The 17,058-nt window shown below is 71.3% G+C and carries 14 protein-coding genes; 6 read left to right on the forward strand and 8 right to left on the reverse strand.

Annotated elements, in window-relative coordinates:
- Positions 1 to 4 precede the first annotated feature (4 nt).
- The 6 genes from MMF93_RS00275 to MMF93_RS00300 all read right to left on the reverse strand — a co-directional run bounded on the left by MMF93_RS00275 (position 5) and on the right by MMF93_RS00300 (position 8,054).
- On the reverse strand, positions 5 to 274 hold the full coding sequence (locus tag MMF93_RS00275; RefSeq protein WP_242748435.1) for an acyl carrier protein: 270 nt from the start codon (positions 272 to 274) through the stop codon (positions 5 to 7).
- A 2-nt stretch (positions 275 to 276) separates the two neighbouring features.
- The gene (locus MMF93_RS00280) at positions 277 to 2,109 is read right to left on the reverse strand and encodes an acyl-CoA dehydrogenase family protein (protein WP_242748436.1); all 1,833 of its coding nucleotides are present in this window, start codon (positions 2,107 to 2,109) and stop codon (positions 277 to 279) included.
- The gene (locus MMF93_RS00285) at positions 2,106 to 3,815 is read right to left on the reverse strand and encodes an acyl-CoA dehydrogenase family protein (protein WP_242748437.1); all 1,710 of its coding nucleotides are present in this window, start codon (positions 3,813 to 3,815) and stop codon (positions 2,106 to 2,108) included. The genes MMF93_RS00280 and MMF93_RS00285 overlap by 4 nt, the downstream gene beginning before the upstream one ends.
- On the reverse strand, positions 3,812 to 5,602 hold the full coding sequence (locus MMF93_RS00290) for a fatty acyl-AMP ligase (protein ID WP_242748438.1): 1,791 nt from the start codon (positions 5,600 to 5,602) through the stop codon (positions 3,812 to 3,814). Before MMF93_RS00290 ends, MMF93_RS00285 begins: the two co-directional genes overlap by 4 nt.
- A gap of 236 nt (positions 5,603 to 5,838) precedes the next feature.
- The gene (locus tag MMF93_RS00295) at positions 5,839 to 6,699 is read right to left on the reverse strand and encodes an ArsR/SmtB family transcription factor (RefSeq protein WP_242748439.1); all 861 of its coding nucleotides are present in this window, start codon (positions 6,697 to 6,699) and stop codon (positions 5,839 to 5,841) included.
- Between the two features lie 287 nt (positions 6,700 to 6,986).
- Complete coding sequence (locus MMF93_RS00300; protein ID WP_242748440.1) at positions 6,987 to 8,054, reverse strand: glycosyltransferase family 2 protein; 1,068 nt, start codon at positions 8,052 to 8,054, stop codon at positions 6,987 to 6,989.
- 239 nt (positions 8,055 to 8,293) lie between these two features.
- On the opposite strand from MMF93_RS00300, the gene MMF93_RS00305 reads away from it, so the two are divergent.
- From MMF93_RS00305 to MMF93_RS00320, 4 genes are all read left to right on the forward strand, one after another.
- Positions 8,294 to 9,481, forward strand: coding sequence for a LeuA family protein (locus tag MMF93_RS00305; protein ID WP_242748441.1), 1,188 nt, complete (start codon positions 8,294 to 8,296; stop codon positions 9,479 to 9,481).
- Positions 9,478 to 10,878 (forward strand): 3-isopropylmalate dehydratase large subunit, encoded by a 1,401-nt coding sequence (gene leuC / locus MMF93_RS00310; RefSeq protein WP_242748442.1) that lies wholly within the window; start codon positions 9,478 to 9,480, stop codon positions 10,876 to 10,878. Before MMF93_RS00305 ends, leuC begins: the two co-directional genes overlap by 4 nt.
- Positions 10,879 to 11,014: 136 nt before the next feature.
- Complete coding sequence (gene leuD, locus MMF93_RS00315) at positions 11,015 to 11,632, forward strand: 3-isopropylmalate dehydratase small subunit (protein ID WP_242748443.1); 618 nt, start codon at positions 11,015 to 11,017, stop codon at positions 11,630 to 11,632.
- A 40-nt stretch (positions 11,633 to 11,672) separates the two neighbouring features.
- Entirely contained in the window at positions 11,673 to 12,701 is a 1,029-nt protein-coding gene (locus MMF93_RS00320; protein WP_242748444.1) for an isocitrate/isopropylmalate dehydrogenase family protein, read from the forward strand.
- Positions 12,702 to 12,737: 36 nt separating this feature from the next.
- Here MMF93_RS00320 and MMF93_RS00325 read toward each other — a convergent pair whose 3' ends face one another.
- The gene (locus MMF93_RS00325) at positions 12,738 to 13,028 is read right to left on the reverse strand and encodes a phosphopantetheine-binding protein (protein WP_242748445.1); all 291 of its coding nucleotides are present in this window, start codon (positions 13,026 to 13,028) and stop codon (positions 12,738 to 12,740) included.
- A gap of 353 nt (positions 13,029 to 13,381) precedes the next feature.
- Here MMF93_RS00325 and MMF93_RS00330 point away from each other — a divergent pair, with 353 nt between their 5' ends.
- The gene (locus MMF93_RS00330) at positions 13,382 to 14,455 is read left to right on the forward strand and encodes a hypothetical protein (RefSeq protein ID WP_242748446.1); all 1,074 of its coding nucleotides are present in this window, start codon (positions 13,382 to 13,384) and stop codon (positions 14,453 to 14,455) included.
- On the opposite strand, the gene MMF93_RS00335 is transcribed toward MMF93_RS00330, so the two are convergent.
- Entirely contained in the window at positions 14,421 to 15,584 is a 1,164-nt protein-coding gene (locus MMF93_RS00335; RefSeq protein WP_242748447.1) for an acyl-CoA dehydrogenase family protein, read from the reverse strand. The genes MMF93_RS00330 and MMF93_RS00335 overlap by 35 nt on opposite strands.
- A gap of 379 nt (positions 15,585 to 15,963) precedes the next feature.
- On the opposite strand from MMF93_RS00335, the gene MMF93_RS00340 reads away from it, so the two are divergent.
- Entirely contained in the window at positions 15,964 to 16,944 is a 981-nt protein-coding gene (locus tag MMF93_RS00340; RefSeq protein ID WP_242748448.1) for a UDP-glucuronic acid decarboxylase family protein, read from the forward strand.
- Positions 16,945 to 17,058 lie beyond the last annotated feature (114 nt).

The raw sequence follows: 17,058 nt of genomic DNA on the forward strand, positions 1-17,058 counted from the left end.
ATGCTCAGGCGGTGCCGGCCCGCGTTCCGGCGAGGTGTGCGGCGAGTGCGTCGATGCTGGGGTGATCCCAGACGACGACGGGATCGACCTCGGTGCCCAGACGGTCCTCGATGGCGGTGGCCAGGGTCAGCCCCGCGATCGAGTCGAGGCCGTACTCGCCCATGGACGCGGCACGGTCGACCGTCTCGGGCGGGCAGCCGAGCAGCGCGGCGACCTCGCCCGCGAGCCAGTCGCTCAGCTCTTCCAGCGAGTGGGCGGCCCGGTCTTCGCTCATGGTCAGTTCTCCTCCTGCGAAGTGCTTTCGTGATGTGCGGCGTGGTGCGCGGTGGGGCGTACGTGGTGCGAAGTGGGGTGCGGGGGGCGGGAGGCGGCCGTGGTCGCCGCGTCCGGGAGCACACGGGCGGTGAGGTCGAAGGCGCGCCCGGCGGCGAAGCGCGCGGTCAACTCGTCGAAGAGCGGCTGCGCGAGGGCGTCGGGCAACGCGGCCGGACGGCCCCGCAGCCGCCCGTACAGGCGGGTGAGCACCGCCTGCACCCAGACCGGGTCGCCCGGCAGCGCTCCGCTGTGCTGGTTGTGCCGCCAGATGCCCAGGCACGCCGCGGCGGCGAGGACATGCCCGGTACGGGTGACGAGCTCCGAGGACCGCGGGCCGGTACCGACGCCCAGTTCGACGGAGGGCAGTGCGCGGCAGTCGCGGGCGAGCGCGGCGTGCTCGTCGACGAAGAGGTCACCGAGGTCGGCGGCGGCGCCGCTCAGCGCTGACACCGAAGCGGCCAGCGATCCGCCGAGGTGGTCGCTGCCCGACGCGGTGAGCCTGAGCCGGTCGAAGACCAGCGGCGGCAGCGGAGCGTCGAGCCGGAACAGTTCCTCGGGGGCGGGTCGCGGGTCCGGCTCCGCCCACGAGCGCCTGGCCAGCACCGGGAGCTGTGGCAGCACATTGGACTCGCAGGCGCCGCGCGCGGCGTGTCCGAAGCCCACGACACGCACGTCCCGCAGCAGCTTCTGGAAGATGGCCGACGGCCCGGTGCGCAGGTAGAAGTGGGCGCCCATCAGCTCGGAGAGGGTGTGCATGACGTCGAGCAGCAGCCCGGACCCGAAGTGTTTGAACAGCGAGGCGAACACGCTGACCTCGGCTGGCAGTACCTGGACCGCCCTGACCGTGACGGCGCTCAGACACTCCACGGCGAGCAGGTCGGCGTAGGCACCGGCGAGGGCCGTGCGCAGGTACGGCAGATCTGTGGCCGCTCGTCCGTAGAGCCCGCGGCCGAGCAGGTGGCGCAGGGTCACCCGCAGGCCGGTCTCCACCGGGCCGCACATGACGGCGGGCAGCAGGGTCCGCGTGATCTGGAAGGACCGCAGCGCGGTCTCCAGGCCGTTGCCTGTGCGCCCGAGGATGCTGCCGGGCGGGAGCGGGCAGCCGTCGAAGGCGAGCCCGTGCAGCGGCACCCCGCGCATGCCCGAGCTGGTGAAGCGCGGCAGATCGTGGACGCGCGACGGGTCGAGGTCGCGCCGTTCGACGAGAACCTGGGAGTGGCTGCGGCTGCCGCGCCGTTCGTCTGTGCGGGCGAAGACGACCAGGGCCTCGGCCCGGCGGATGTTGGTCACGACCTCCTTGCGGCCACGCAGTACCAGCCCGTCCCCGGTGTCCCTCACGGCGCACTCGGCGCCCGCCATGTCGTTGCCGTGGGCCAGCTCGTGGTAGGCCGCCGCGATCCTGCCGCCGGACAGCAGGAGGTCGGCGACGGCACGCCGCTGACGCTCGTTTCCGGCCAGCCAGACGTTGACGGCGGCGATGAAGGAACTCATGCCGTAGCCGAGCCCCAGACTGGGGTCGCGCCGGTACACGGCGCGCAGCGAGGCCACAAGGTCGTCGAAGCGGGACAGGGTGCCGCCGAGTGCCGTGGGGACGAAGTCGGCGTTGAGCCGGCGCGCGTCAAGGGCCCGCTCCCCCTCCGCGCACAGCTCGCCGCGCTCGTCGGCGCGAAGCAGGGCGGCGAAACCCAGCGGGTTGTCGTCGTCGAACGGGTCAGCGAGGTGCTGCTCCAGCGCGTCGACGCGGGTGGACGCGCCGTATCCCGTGGTGTCGCGGGGGAAACTGTCGGCGGTCATGACACCTCCGGCACGGGCAGCAGGGAGAACCGGCCCGCTTCGGGATCGGTGTCGAGCAGTGCGGTGGCCAGCTCGTCCCGGGCGTCGGGTCCGGCGGGTGGCCGCAGTCCCAGGCGCGTCAGCACCGTCGTCAGACAGGCCCGCGCCCCGAGCGTGCCCTGCCACGGGCCGCTGCCGCGCGGGGGTGTGTTGTGCTGCCACAAGGCCAGGCAGACCGCCCCCGCGACACACAGCTCGTACCGTTGGGCCAGATCGAAGGCGGCGGCGGGGATGGTGCCGGCCGTCGGACGGCAGCTCTCCATCTCCTCGTGCAGCCGGTCCGACTCCGCGGCCAGCGCGCGGGCCGACCGCGCCAGTTCCGCCTCGCCGCGGCCGTCGGCGAGGTCGGCCATCGCGGGCACCGCCCGCACGACGCCGCACCCCTCACCCGCCAGTGTCAGCCGCGCGGGGTCCAGCGCGGGCCGGTCGACGCCGTGCCGCGCCGCTGCCGCGACTCCCGCCGTGTCGTGGCTGCCGGCCCGGTGCGCACGGGTGAGCAGCGGGAAGGAGTGGGCGAGCGCGTGCCGGTTGACCGCGGTGCTCCCGTCGAAGATGGACACGATGCGGTGGTCGCGGTCGAGCTTGGCGAAGGCACCGTGTGCGAAGACCGTGGTCACGAAACCGCGCACGCCGAGCAGATCACCGAGCAGATCGAGGGCACGCTGCACCGTCGTGGGTACGAACGCTTTGGTGACGGCCGAGAGCACGCCGAGTTCTCTGGGCAGGGTCTGCGCCGCGCGCCCGGCGAACACCGCGACTGCTTCGGCGAGCAGGATCGAGGCCGCGGCCTCCCCCAGGGTGCGACGGATGCGGGGCAGGTCCGCGAGTCGGTGCCCGTACAGACCGCGGCCCGCGGCGAAGCGGACGGCGAGCGGCAGCGCGTGGTCGGCCGCGCCGAGGGACAGGGCCGTCGCGAAGATCCGGGTGAGCTGCAACGACTTGAGGGCGGTTTCGAGCCCGGAGCCCTCCGGGCCGATCCGGCAGTCGTCGGCCACCGGCGCGTCGCGCAGCGCGAACCCGCTGATGTCCGCCCCGCGCACCCCGTGGGTCAGCTCTTTGGGCAGCGTCCGGCACGTCCCGGCGGGCAGCGTCTCCCTGTCGACGAGGAAGAAGCTGAAGCCGCGCGGCCCGCCCGCTTCGCGGGTACGCGCGAGCACACACGCGAACCGTGCCCGCGTCCCATTGTTGATCGGCCACTTCTCGCCGTCGAGCCGCCACGCGTCGCCGTGCGCCCGGGCGGCGAGACGGCCCGCGAGCAGATCGCTCCCGTGGCCACGCTCGGTCAGCCCCCAGCACACTTCGGCGCCTGACATGACGGCGTCGGCAAGTGCCGTGGCCTGCCCGGCGTCTCCCGCGACCCAGGTGGGCACCGCGCCGAGGAACGTCTTGCCGTGGGCGACGGCGAGGGTGAGGTCGTGCCCGGCGATGACGCGCAGCATGGACCAGAGCCCGTCGAGCCCGTGCAGCAGTCCGCCGTGGCCGCGGGGTATGTAGTGCGCGGGCACGCCCGCCTCGCCGAGCATCCGGTGCGCGGCCTCCGGGAATGCCTCGGCCTTGTCGAGCCCGGCGAGCGCCTCGGGGTCCAGCGTACCGCCGGGGCGGGCGGCGCGGTCGAGAAGGTCGCGGAGCCGGGCTGCGCTCACCGCGGCGGGGGCGGTGCCGGTCATGCCGGGCGCCCCTCCCCCGCCGCGACGGCCGTCTCCAAGGCGGCGTCGTACTCGGCGAACAGCGGTTCCACACCGCCGGACAGAAACAGGTCGCGCATCGCGGCCCGCTGCACCTTGCCGCTCGTCGTGCGCCGCACGGCAGCCCGGCGCAGCAGCGCCACCCCGGCGGCGCGCACACCGAACTCCCGCGAGACGGTGTCGCGCAGGGTGTGCGCGAGCACGCGCGCGCTGTCCGCCGACGGCCGGCCGCGCACCTCCTGGAGCACGACCAGGGCCTCGTCGCCCCGTGCAGAGGCGCCGTTGCGCAGGGGCACGGTGAACACCGCGCCCGGCAGTCCTTCCAGCACGGAGTGGTCCTCGCGCAGGGCGTGTTCGACGTCCTGCGGGTGCAGATTGCGCCCGTTGATGATCAGCAGGTCCTTGCGTCTGCCGGTGACGTACAGCTCCCCATCGAGCAGCGTCCCGAGGTCGCCCGTGCGCAGGAACGGGCCGTTCCCGGCCGTCGTGTGCGCGCCGAACGTCTCGGCGGTCGCCTCGGTCCTGCCCCAGTAGCCCCGGGCCACACTGGGGCCACGCAGCCAGATCTCGCCGATGCGTCCCTCGGGCAGTTCGGCGCGGGTCTCCGGATCCACGACGCACACGTCGAAGTCCCTGACCATGCCGTTGCTGGGAAGCTCGCGCCCCGGTGCTTCCGAGGCCACCCGGCGCAGCTCGCCGCGCTCCAGCGACTCGGGGTCGGCACGGGCCACGGTGAGCGCGCGTCGGGAGGCGCCGGAGACGAACACCGTGCCCTCGGCCAGGCCGTAGCAGGGGCTGAAGGCATCGTCCCTGAGCCCTGCGGTGGCGAACCGGCGGACGAAGCGCCGGGCAGTGGAGACCTGGACGGGTTCCGCGCCGCTGACCGCATACCGCCACCGGGACAGATCCAAGGCGGCAAGCTGCTCGTCGGTGACCTTGTCCACGCACAGGGCGTGCGCGAAGTTGGGGGCCGCCGAGCAGGTCACGTCGAAGTCGTCGATCATCTTCAGCCACAGGTAGGGCCGCTTCACAAACGTGACCGCCGACATCAGCACCGCGGTGCTGGCCAGCGCGAGGGGGGCCAGTGTCTGGAGGATGAGCCCCATGTCGTGGTAGAGCGGGGCCCAGCCGCCCACTCTCATCGGCGCGTCGGGGGAGATGGCGCGAGCGAACGCCATCACGTTGTGCAGCAGGTTGCCGTGTGTGACCTCGACGCCCTTGGGGTCGCTGGTGGACCCGGAGGTGTACTGGAGCAGTGCGAGGGTGCTGCGGTCCGCCGGTTCGGGTACCAGGCCGGCGCCGTCGGTGAGACGGTCGGTGGCGACGGCGCGCAGCCCCGACCACTCGGTGGAGCCGAGCCACTCCTGGACGCCGGGGAGGTTCGCGGTGTCGGTGAGGACCGAGGAGATCCCTGCGTCGGCGGCTATGGAGGAGAGCCTGCGGCGGTCCTGACGGTAGTTGCCGGGCAGCGGCGCCACCACGGCGACGACACCCGCGTACAGGCATCCGAGGAACGCCGCGACGCACTCGGCGCTCTGGGGGTAGAGCAGCAGCACCCGGTCGCCGGGCGCCGCATCCGCCCGCACCGACGCGGCGATCAGGGCGGCACGTCGGTCCAGTTGGGCGTAGGTCAGCGTGAGCGCCTCGGCCTTGAGTGCGTCGTGGACGAAGACGACGGCTTCCCGCTCCCCGTGGTCGCGCGCGTGGCCGCGCAGCAGGGTGCTGAGTGCTGCGGCCCGTTCGACGTGCTCGGTCATGGTGTAGCCCACTGCGTCTCTTCTCCCCTGCTTCTCCTGGGCGGTGGCAGCCCGTCGGGCCGGCGCCCGTGCCGGCGACCGCGTGTCCGTCCCCGCTGCCGTGCGTGGTGCGCTGCCGGGTTCCGCTGCCGTGCGAGTCGCGGCGCGGTGCGTGTTCCGGCGCCGTGCGTGTGCCGCTGACGTGCGTCGCCGTGTGACGTGCGCCTGTTCCCCGGACGCGACGTCGTGCTCGGGACGCGACGTCGTACTCAGGACGCAACGCTGTACTCCCGCTCCCGCGCGGTAGCCGCGCCGAGCCTCCCGCCGTCGTTCAGCAGCGTCGTGCCCAGCGGGGTCAGCGAGTGCAGGACGGTGTTGAGGTTGCGGCAGCTCGTGACGAGCCCGGCCGCCCGCAGCACCGTGGTGTGCTGGCTGGCCGCCGCCGCCGAGATGCCCAGTCGGCGCCCCAGCTGCGTGGTGGTGCAGCTCTCGGTCAGCGCGAGCAGGATGCCCGCCCGAGTACGGCCCATCAGCGCGCCGAGCGCCCGGTCCTGCCGCGTCGGCTGGTCCCACAGGGTGGCCGCGGTGTCCGCGTCCAGCGGTACCGGATACACCAGCACGAACGCGGCTCCGGCATCGGCCGCAACCCGGACCACCGGTCTGCCGTGCAAGAACAGCGACGGCAGCAGGGTCAGGCCAGCGCCGTCGGGGCGGATGTCCTCCTCCAGCTCGTTGTCGATCTCCAGGACCGGCGGCCGCCACTGGGCGCGCGTGTGCAGCGTGCCGAACAGCCCCTCCACGCCGCTGCCGAGGAGGATTCGGCCGCGATGTGCGGCGTCCGCCCCGAGGTAGGCGTTGATCCGGCTCCAGTAGGGCGCCACGGCCCGCTCGTGGAACGCCATGGACGCCTCGGCGCCGGTTCCAGGTGCCGCCCGCCGGGCCGGACCCGGGCGTACGGCTGCGGCACTCGGCGAGGCACCCGGCGATCCGAGCGGACGGGGGTGTTCGCCGGCGGCCCGCCGTGCGGGATACCGCATCGCCGTCCTCTTGGCCACGAGATCCCGCCAGCGGCCGAAGACCGCGCCACCACCGCGGCGGCGCAACAGCTCGGCGGCGAAGGCACTTTCCACCGCAGGGTCCCCTCCCGGCGCGACAGTGATGCGCGTCAGGTCCTGGACAGAGAAATGAATTCGCTGCACTGAGCCCCCCGGTTCGGCTGACGAAACCTCGGCTGAGACAGCCGAGTTCGGCAAATCGAAGGCAGTCTTACCGCCCCGGGAGATCAGTGCAACGAGTTTCAGATGGCGGCGAAATAGCCTGCTCCCCACTTACGGAATATTCCGTGCCCGTGCACAATCCCGGGAGGACACACGGGACCCCGCGGCGGCGTGCGGTGCGCCGGGCGTCTCGGCCGCGCTCAGCGCGCCCGGCGCTCCACGGCGCGCTCCACGGTCCGCGCCACCAGGTCAAGGCGCTCCCGGTCCCGGTTCCGCAGCAGCCGCTCGATCCGCTGCCCGTGTGCCCTGTGCAGACACGGCACGGGGTATACGATGTCGCCCCCGTCGGCCACGAGTTCGTCCACCAGCGGCTGCGCGCCCTCGGTCAGCGGGCCGGAGTTGAGCCGGTCCCACTCGGCGAGTGCCTGGTCGCTGTGCACCCCCGGCGGCAGGGCCGCCCGCCCGGAGGAGAGGATGTCGGCCAGCCAGGCGCGGGTGGCGGTGCGGTGCAGGGTGTGAAACCGCTCACGCAGCGGTGCCGTGCGCAGCTCGCCGAGGGCGGCACGGGCCACCTCCGGGGAGCCCGCCCGGCCCACGACGAGTGGGTACGCGTCGGCGGCGTAGGCGTCGGTATGCCGCATCGTCGTTCCGCTGGCCCGGATCTCCACCGTGGGCTCCCCCGCGACCACGACCGACTGGCCGTCGTCGGCGAACCGCAGCCACATCTCCCAGTCGTCGCGGTTGATGCCCTGCCCCTCGGACCAGGCGCCCAGTCGGTCGAGCAGAGCACGCCTGTGCGCCACTCTGGAGGGTTCGAAGAGGGAGGCGACGAGCTGGAGCTCGGGGTGCCAGACGCTGCCCAGCACCCGGGCCGGCACCCGCTGTTCTCCGCTGTCGTCGACATAGGTGCTGCCCGCGACCACCCATGAGGCGCCGTCCGCGAAGCGGCGCGTGACCTCGGCCAGGTGGTCGGGGCGCCAGCGGTCGTCGTCGTCCAGGTAGGCGACCAGCGGCGCCGACGAGGCCGCGAGGCCGACGTTGCGCACCGGTCCGGGGCGCCTGCGCGGTGCGCACTCCAGAAACGTGATGCGCGCGTCGTCGTACTCGGCGACGACGTCCCTGGTGTCGTCCGTCGAGGAGTCCGAAACGATCACCAGGCGCCAGTAAGTGGCGGTCTGGGCCAGCACGCTCTCGATGGCCCCACGCAGCAACGCGGAGCGGTTGTAGGTAGCACAGAGGATGTCGACACGGAAATCTTCGGAAGGCATACGGGTTCCAACTCCTGCGCGCAGGCTCGTGGGTGGCTGTGTCACGCTAGCCCGAAAATTCCTTCACTAACCATCTCTCATTTCAGTGATACCAGGGTCTTTCAAGCGAGCATGAAAAACTACTCCCGGCCTCCCGACACATTTATCATCTCCCCCGTGCCGGAGGCGGAACGGCCGACGACCGGCGGGCGCGCCCGTCCGCACGGAACGGCACTCGACACTTTCCAGGGGGCCTTCAGGTGACCACAGGAAACGCATCCGAACTCCGCCGCATCTCCGTATTCGACGCCACGCTGCGCGACGGGGAACAAGCGCCGGGAAATGCCATGTCGGCTCAGCGCAAGGTGGCACTGGCGCTGGCGGCCGAGGCGTACGGCGCAGACGTGGTGGAGGCGGGGTTCCCCGGCTCGTCGGCCGAGGACGCCGAGGCGACCCGGCTGATCGCCCAGAATCTGACCACCGCGCGGTTCGCGACGTTCAACCGCGCCTCCATCTCCGACGTGCGGAAGTCCATGCTGGCCGGCGGGGCGCACCCCCGCCACCAGGTGCAGATCTGCGGCACCGGAAGCGACCTCCATCTGCGGCACAAGCGCGGCATCACCCGGGAGGAGTCGGTCGCGGAGGTGCGCGACGCGATCCGACTGGCCGTCGAACTCGGGGCGACCGACGTCTCCTTCGGCGTGGAGGACGCCAGCCGGGGCGCGCTCGATCACATCAAGGCACTGGTCTCGACGGCGGTCGAGTGCGGGGCGGGCACGGTCATCCTCGCCGACACGACAGGCTGCGCGACGCCGCACGAGTACGGAACTCTGTGTGCGGCCGTCCGCTCGTGGCTGCCGGACGAGGTGATCCTGTCCACCCACTGCCACGACGACATGGGCCTCTCCCTCGCCAACGCCCTGGCGGGGATCGAGGCCGGGGCGGACCAGATCCAGGCAACCCTGGGGGGCATCGGGGAACGGGCCGGAAACACCCCGCTGGAGGAGCTGGCCGCCGTACTCGCCTACAAGAGCGAACAGTACGGCGCCACCACGGACATCAGACTCGAACGGCTGTACCCGGCCCACGAGTTGCTGGCGGAGGCCATCGCACTGCCGCCCTACCGCAACAAGGCGGTCGTCGGCGTCAATTCCTTCGCCACCGAGGCGGGAATCCACCAGGACGGCATGCTGAAGAATCCCCTTAACTACGAGTTCCTCGATCCGCACCGGTTCGGCCGCGAGCGTTCACTGCTCGTGGGTCGGCACTCGGGCCGGGCTGTCCTACGCTATCTGCTCACCCGGATCGGAGTGGACGACGACGACGGCCGGGTGGACGAGTTGTACGAGGAGTTGGTCGCCAACACACCGGTCGGGTTCTGCGAAGATCTCGAAGATCTGGCTAAGCGCCTCGACGACCGCTTCCCCGCCGCGCGGGCCGACGCATGAGCGGCCCCACCACCCTGATCGACAAGGTGTGGGACGCGCACGTCGTCCACCGCGATCCCGACGGCGCCGATCTGCTCTACATGGACGTGCACCTCATCCACGAGGCCACCTCGGCGCAGGCGTTCGACGGGCTCGCCACGGCCGGGCGCCGAGTCCGCCGCCCGGACCTGACCCTGGCTGTCGAGGACCACAACGTCCCCACTGACTCCCTCACCATCACCGATCCCGTGGCCTCCCTCCAGGTGAAGACCCTGCGGGAGAACTGCCGCACACACGGCATCCGGCTTTTCAGCCACGGTGACGCCCGCCAGGGCGTGGTGCACGTGGTCGGCCCCGAACTGGGCATTGTCCTACCCGGCATGACCGTGACCTGCGGTGACAGTCACACCTCGACCCACGGCGCGTTCGGTGCGCTGGCTTTCGGTGTGGGGACGAGCGACGTCGAGCACGTCCTCGCCACCCAGTCGGTCGCGCTGCGCCGCCCCAAAACCCTGGCCGCCGAGTTCACCGGTCTGCCCCCGGACGATGTGACGGCCAAGGACCTCGCGCTCGCGCTGCTCGCCCGCCTCGACGCCAACGGCGCGCACGGGCACGTCATGGAGTACCGGGGCCCGAGTGTGCGGGCGCTGTCGGTCGAGGGCCGGATGACGCTGTGCAACATGAGCGTGGAGGCCGGTGCGCGCGCCGGCCTCGTCGCACCGGACGAAACGACGCTCGCCTACCTCCGAGAGCGCCCGGAGAGCCCGCGGGGTGCGGAGTGGGAGCAGGCGGTCGCGTACTGGAAGGGACTGCGCACCGACGAGGGAGCCGTCTTCGACCGCACCGTGCACATAGACGCCTCGGCCCTGACCCCGCAGGTCACCTGGGGCACGAACCCCGGCCAAGCGGTCGGCATCGGCGACCGCGTGCCCGACCCCGAGAAGCTGAATGGCCCCGCCGAACAGGCCGCAGCGCGCAGGGCACTTGCGTACATGGGCCTGACGCCGGGAACCGCGATGCGGGACATCGCGGTCGAAGCGGTGTTCCTCGGCTCGTGCACCAACGGCCGCCTGGAGGACCTGCGCGCCGCCGCCGAGGTGCTGCGCAGCAGGAAAGTGGCGCCCGGTGTGCGGATGCTGGTGGTCCCTGGCTCGACGCAGGTGCGCCGCGCCGCGGAGGCGGAGGGGCTGCACGAGGTGTTCGAGGCCGCGGGCGCGCAGTGGCGGTTCTCGGGCTGCTCGATGTGTCTGGGCATGAACCCGGACCGGCTGTCGGGCGCACAGCGCTGTGCCTCCACCTCCAACCGCAACTACGAGGGACGCCAGGGCAACGGGGCCCGCACCCACCTGGTCTCGCCTGCCATGGCCGCGGCCACCGCCGTCACCGGCCGGCTCGCCTCCCTCGCCGATCTCGACTGACGCTCGTCTGCCACCGCCGAGCGCCGGCCCACGTGGCCTGCGGTGCCACAGCCGGGCGCCGTCGGCCCCGACCACACGGGGCGGGCCGGGCCGGACGACGGACGGCTTCCAAGCCAGAAAGCGAGAGAGCACAGACATGGAAGCGCTCACCGAGCACACCGGACGCTGCCTTCCGCTGCGCCGCAGCGACGTGGACACCGACCAGATCATCCCCGCGCGGCACTGCCGCCGCCTCACCAAGACCGGCTACGCCGACGCGCTGTTCGCCCGGTGGCGCGAGGACCCCGGGTTCGTCCTGAACCGGCCCGAGCGCCACGGCGCGAGCATCCTCCTCGCCGGTCCCCACTTCGGCACCGGCTCGTCCCGCGAGCACGCGGTGTGGGCACTGCGGGACTGGGGGGTGCGCGCGGTGCTCGCGCCCAGCTTCGGCGACATCTTCCAGCGCAACGCCCTGCGCAACGGTGTGCTCGCGGTTCGGCTGCCGGACGAGGTGGTGGGCGGCTTCCTCGACCGCGCCGACCGGGACCCCTCGTTCACGCTCACCATCGATTTGGGCGCGCGAGAGGTGCGCGACGGAGAGGATCGCCGGCGGTTCGAGGTGGACGCGCGGGCACGCTGGCTGCTGCTCAACGGCCTCGACGACATCGAAGTCACCCTGCGCGCCGAGGACGCCATAGCCCGGCACGAGCAGGCCAGGCCCGCATGGATGCCGCAGCCTTCAGCGGCCGTCGCCCGGGCCGCAGTCCGCGACTGACGCCCCCTTCACCAGCACTCTCCCACTCGCAGGAGGAACCGTGTGGCGCATCGCTGTGATACCCGGCGACGGCATCGGGCCCGAAGTCACCACCGAAGCGCTGCGGACCCTTCGGGAGGTGGCACCCGACGTCGAACCCGACTTGCTCGACCACATCAACGCCGACCGGTTCCTCGCCTCCGGCACCGCGCTGTCCGATCAGGACTTCGCGCGGGTGCAACGGTGCGAGGGCGCCCTGTTCGGCGCGGTCGGCGACCCCCGGGTCACCGACCCCGGGTATGCGCGTGATGTGCTGCTGCGGCTGCGTTTCGACCTGGACCTGTACGTCAACCACCGACCGACGCGGCTGCTGCACGACCGCCTCAGCCCGCTGCGGGACCCCGCCCGCAGGGCGCTGGACTGCATGGTGGTACGGGAGAACACTGAGGGCCTGTACGTGGGTGTCGGCGGTGCGGTGCGCCCCGGCACCGTGCACGAGACGGCGATCGACACCGAGGTGAGCACCTACCGCGGGGTGAGCCGGGCCATGGAGTTCGCCTTCGCCCGTGCCGCCCGGTCGGTCTGCTTGGTGGACAAGGCCAACGCCGTGCCCCACAACGGGTCGCTGTGGCAGCGCTGCTTCGGGGAAGCGGCTGCCCGCCACCCGGAGGTGGCCACCCGTCATCTGTACGTCGACGCGGCGGTCATGGAGCTGGTGCGGGATCCGACGGAGTTCGACGTGATCGTGGCGAACAACGCGCACGGAGACGTGCTCAGCGATCTCACTGCTCAGCTCGCGGGCGGCCCCGGCATCGCGGCCTCGGCGAACCTCAACCCGCGGACCGGTTTCGCCCTGTGTGAGCCCCTCCACGGCTCCGCGCCCGGCCTCACGGGCACCGGCAGCGCCAACCCCGTCGCCGCCGTACTCAGCGCCGCCCTGCTGCTGGACTGCGCGGGCCGCACCGAAGAGGCGGAGACGATCCGCTCAGCGGTACGGCGGACCGTCGCGGACCTGCGGTGCACGCCCGACCTCGGCGGCACGCTGACGACGGCTCAGGCTGCTTCGGCCATCCGGCAGGCGCTGGTCTGAGCCCGCAGGGGGGTGAGCCCACAGGGCGTCTCGTGGTCAGTCGTCCACGAGCTGCTCGGCGGCGACCTCGGACACGGCCGCCCAGAGACTGGCGACCGTCTCGAAGGTCTCGCCGACGAGCCGTTCGTCCGGGAAAGCGATCGTATAGCTTTCCTCCAGGTCCAGCAGGAGACGGATGGTTCCCAGCGAGTCGAGGCCGAGTTTGCTCAATTCATGACCCGCGCTCAGTTCGATGTCGGCCGCTGCGGGCAGATGGCGTCGCAGTACCTCCTCGAACCGTGGGTCCCAACTCCCGCTGACGCCGGACGTGCTCTCCGTCGTTTTCATACCCACCCCGCCCACGCCGCACACAACGACTGCGCCTGATATGCCATGTGCCGGGACCGTAGTGAGTACCGCGGCAACCGGTCAAGCGATACAGACAGCCGTAAAACACGGGCGGGCGAGCTATCCCGGAAACGTCTTGTGAGCGCCTTGAGTCTTTACGGAGCCTTTGCACTTTGCATCGACGGCAGTGGCCCCGGAGTGACAACTTCACACAGAACCCACCAGGAACTTGAAGCTTCTATCGAGTTCTCGACAATATTCGGCGTGACAGGTTGACCGCGCTGAGTAATCCCCGGTATTGATATGGATTTCGCGTCTTGTATCCGACCGTCTTCCGTCCCGAAGGGCAACATGTGAAGACCCGAGCACGCAGGTTCTTCCATCGCCGCCTGGACGGTCTGCCCCAGCGCAGATCGCCCGCGGCCACGGAGCCTGTGCACAGCACCATCGTCCCGGCCGGCTACCGCATGGTCGCGGGCGAGGCGCAGGGCGATGTGACCGACGCGCCGTTCGCCCTCACCACTTCCCAGGGGCTGCTGGTGTGGAACGGACAGCACTTCGACCACCTCACGCGCCGCCCGGCCTACGGGCTGACCGTGCGCGACGGGGTGCTGTGGATCTTCCACCGCATCGGACGCCACGGCCAGGTCGTCACCGTGCACCGCCACCAGGAGCACGTCGAGGTCGTCCCCCGCGTCTGGGGCCTGCCGGGTGGCGAACACCACATCGACTTCGTCGACGACGAACTCCTGGTCACCGATCCGGTGAACGGCAGAATCCTCGGGTACCGCCTCGACGACGGCATACCCGCCGTGCACGCCACGCGGGCGGTCCGCTCCCTCGGCCTGGGAGAGCGGGCCCCCAGAGCCCCGGTGCGCATCGGCGCGCTGTTCCGGCACGACCAGTTACTGCTCGTGCTGGCCGACAGCGGCCAGGGGCCCGGTGCACGACAGAGCGAGATCTGGGCCTTCGACAGTGCCTCGCGCCTGGTCGCGGTCGTGCCCGCGGGCGGCAGCCAGTGCCACAATCTCTTCTTCGACGGCGAGCAGTTCGTGCTGTGCCGGTCCCCGGAGCGGATTGTCGCGCGCGGCCGGCAGCCCGTGTACCGCACCGACGGCTTCCCGCGGGGCCTCGCCGTCGGCGAGGACCGGGTGCTGGTGGGCGCCTCGGCCCTGCCCCACGCCCTCCCCGGGCGAGGGAACGGCGTGGCCCATGTCGATGTTCTGGACCGCGACTTCGTGCGGTGGGGCCGTATCTCGCTGCGCCACGGTCAGATCCAGAACATCCGGCTGCTCTCAGGTGACCTGGCGCTGAGCAACGCGGGGCGAGCGACGGCCCAGGCCTCGGCGCCGCCTCGGATCCGGCACCCGGGCCGGCCGCCGAACCTCGCCGCTATCCCAGCGCCACCGACCGGTCGAGAAGCATGAGCGCCCCCGTGGCCGTCAGCAACCGGTCGTTGGCGTAGTTGAGGCTCGCGGCGCGAAGGTCGCGGAAGGTCCGCTCCAGCGGCAACGGCGACGTTCTCGAATAGCCCCCGGACAACCCGGCGAGCTGCACCATCCCGTCGGCGGCTTGGAAGGTCAACTCGGAAGCGGCCACCTTGAGCGTGTTCAGATGGATCTGCGTGACCGCGGCCCCCAGCGAGCGGCCCGCCTCCCGCGCGCCGCTCACCTCCTGCTGGACGCGGTGGAGGTAGCCGCTGGTCAGCTCCAGGTCGATACGCACCCGGGCCAGGCGCTCGCGCACCAGTTCCGATTCGGTGTCGGGTCCGCGCCGTGCGGGTCCGCGCAGGCTGCTCACCAGCTCGCTCAGGGCGGCCCTCGCCGCTCCCAGCCAACAGGCCGACCAGCCCAGATGCGCCATCGGGATCATGGATTCCACGGCCACCTCGCGGAACCGTCCGGGCTCACCGACCGCCTGGTCCGCCGGCACCTCTCCGGACAGGCGCAGACCCAGGCTCTCGGTGCCACGCATGCCGAGCGTGTCCCACTCACCGGTTTCGGTGACCGACAGGTCGGTGCGGTCGGCATAGACCAGGGACACCGCCTGGGCGGGCCCGTCCGCGTCGCCTTTCATGGTGATCAGGAAACCTTCGGCGACGCTCGCGCCGGTCACCACGGGGGCGTTCCGTTCGATGCGCAGCCTGCCCTCGTGCGTGCTCAACGGCGCCTCGGCCGTCAGCAGGTGCCCGCCCTTGCCGCTTTCCGTGGTCACCGACGCGATGTACAGCTCCCCTCGGGCGACCCGGGGCAGCACCCGTCGCCGCAGGTCCGGAGTGCCGAAGCGGGCGATGGCGTCCACCTGCTGGCAGTGCATCACCCACGCGAGGGCCGTGGAGAGACAGCCTCCGCCGAGCACCTGGGCCACATCGGCGAAGGCGTCCAGACCCGCGCCGGGCCCCCCGTACTCCCCAGGCACCACAAGTCCGAGGAGCCCGCTCTCACGAAGCGCACCGAAGCTCTCCACGGGAAATCTGGCCCGCTCGTCCACCTCCGCCGCGTACTTGCGCAGGACGTCCACGGTGGCCAGCGCCACCTCGCGGAACGCGTCATTCATCGCCGACCTCTCCCCCGGCCGGACTGCCCGACCTGTTTCGACGCGCTTGCGTCTCCTCCCAGGTCGCGGAATGCAAAAACCTGGTGGATGCCTGAGTCCAACGGAATTCAAGACGATCGGTCAGCGTAATGGCGGCGCCCCGGGCTCCGTCAAGGACCTTCAGCCTACCCTGCATCACCCCGGATTCCCCTGCCGGAAGGTGAGTTACCCTGCTAGGATCCCGAGTTCGAACCGGCACCTTCACGCACCGCCGCATCGCGGGGCCACACCACGGGACGAACCGGCTTTTTTCGCGCACGGAAACACGGAAGTATGCGAGTACGGAAGTGCTTGAGCATGGAATGTTAATCCGGCCGACGCAGCAGAAAGCGGGGACAGCATGAAAAACAAGCTGCGGAAAGTGGTGGTCACCGGTGGTGCCGGTTTTCTGGGTTCTCATCTGTGCGAACGGCTCCTACGCGAGGGCGACTCCGTGGTCTGCGTCGACAACTTCAGCACGGGAAATCCGGACAACGTCGCCCATCTGCTGACCAACGATCGCTTCCGTCTGCTGAAGTGGGACATCTGCGATGGGATCGATATCGAAGGACCTGTCGACGCGATCGTCCACCTGGCCTCACCGGCCAGCCCGATGAACTACCTGCGCCTGCCCGTGGAGACACTGCGGGTGGGCTCGGCCGGCACCCTCGCCGTCCTGAAGCTGGCCCGGAACACGAATGCCCGGATCGTCTACGCCTCCTCCAGCGAGGTGTACGGCGATCCGCTCGCCCACCCCCAGGACGAGAAGTACTGGGGCAACGTGAACCCGCTCGGGCCGCGTTCGGTGTACGACGAGAGCAAGCGCTTCGGCGAGGCCGCGGTGGCGGCCTACCGCCGAGAGCACGGAGTCGACACGTGCATCGTCCGGTTGTTCAACACCTACGGCCCGCGCATGCAGCCGGACGACGGGCGGATGGTGCCGAACTTCGTCCTCCAGGCACTGGCGGGCAAGCCCCTCACCATCTACGGCTCCGGCCGTCAGACCAGGTCTCTGTGCTACGTCTCCGACACCGTGGCGGCTCTCCTGCGCGCCCTCCGAAGCGACCACCCGGGCCCCCTCAACCTCGGCAACCCTACGGAGCTGACCGTCCTCCGCGTCGCCGAGCTGATACGCGACCTCGCCGGATCGTCTTCCGAACTGGCCTTCCTGCCCGCCATGGAGGACGACCCACGGCTTCGCCGCCCGGACATCTCGCTGGCCCGCGAAGTGCTCGGCTGGGAACCGGAGGTCGGGCTGCGGGAGGGCCTGACCGAGGTCATCGCGTCTTTCAGGGACCCGCGGGCGGCACGGATCGACACCCCCCGCGTGACGGAAGCCTGACGTCCCGGCACCCAGGGCCGACCCAGCGCCGGGCTCGTCGCCCGCCTCACCACAGTCCTCGCCGCCCCTTGCCCCTCGGCCGGCGGTCAGCACGGCTCCGCCCCAGTCGGCGTG

The organism is Streptomyces tubbatahanensis, from assembly GCF_022699385.1.
Taxonomy (GTDB): Bacteria; Actinomycetota; Actinomycetes; order Streptomycetales; family Streptomycetaceae; genus Streptomyces; species Streptomyces diacarni.

Excerpts from the sequence above, each read along its gene's own strand:
- MMF93_RS00275 (WP_242748435.1), bottom strand. The coding sequence starts at position 274 with ATGAGCGAAGACCGGGCCGCCCACTCGCTGGAAGAGCTGAGCGACTGG.
- MMF93_RS00280 (WP_242748436.1), bottom strand. The coding sequence starts at position 2,109 with ATGACCGCCGACAGTTTCCCCCGCGACACCACGGGATACGGCGCGTCC.
- MMF93_RS00285 (WP_242748437.1), bottom strand. The coding sequence starts at position 3,815 with ATGACCGGCACCGCCCCCGCCGCGGTGAGCGCAGCCCGGCTCCGCGAC.
- MMF93_RS00300 (WP_242748440.1), bottom strand. The coding sequence starts at position 8,054 with ATGCCTTCCGAAGATTTCCGTGTCGACATCCTCTGTGCTACCTACAAC.
- leuC (WP_242748442.1), top strand. The coding sequence starts at position 9,478 with ATGAGCGGCCCCACCACCCTGATCGACAAGGTGTGGGACGCGCACGTC.
- leuD (WP_242748443.1), top strand. The coding sequence starts at position 11,015 with ATGGAAGCGCTCACCGAGCACACCGGACGCTGCCTTCCGCTGCGCCGC.
- MMF93_RS00325 (WP_242748445.1), bottom strand. The coding sequence starts at position 13,028 with ATGAAAACGACGGAGAGCACGTCCGGCGTCAGCGGGAGTTGGGACCCA.
- MMF93_RS00335 (WP_242748447.1), bottom strand. The coding sequence starts at position 15,584 with ATGAATGACGCGTTCCGCGAGGTGGCGCTGGCCACCGTGGACGTCCTG.
- MMF93_RS00340 (WP_242748448.1), top strand. The coding sequence starts at position 15,964 with ATGAAAAACAAGCTGCGGAAAGTGGTGGTCACCGGTGGTGCCGGTTTT.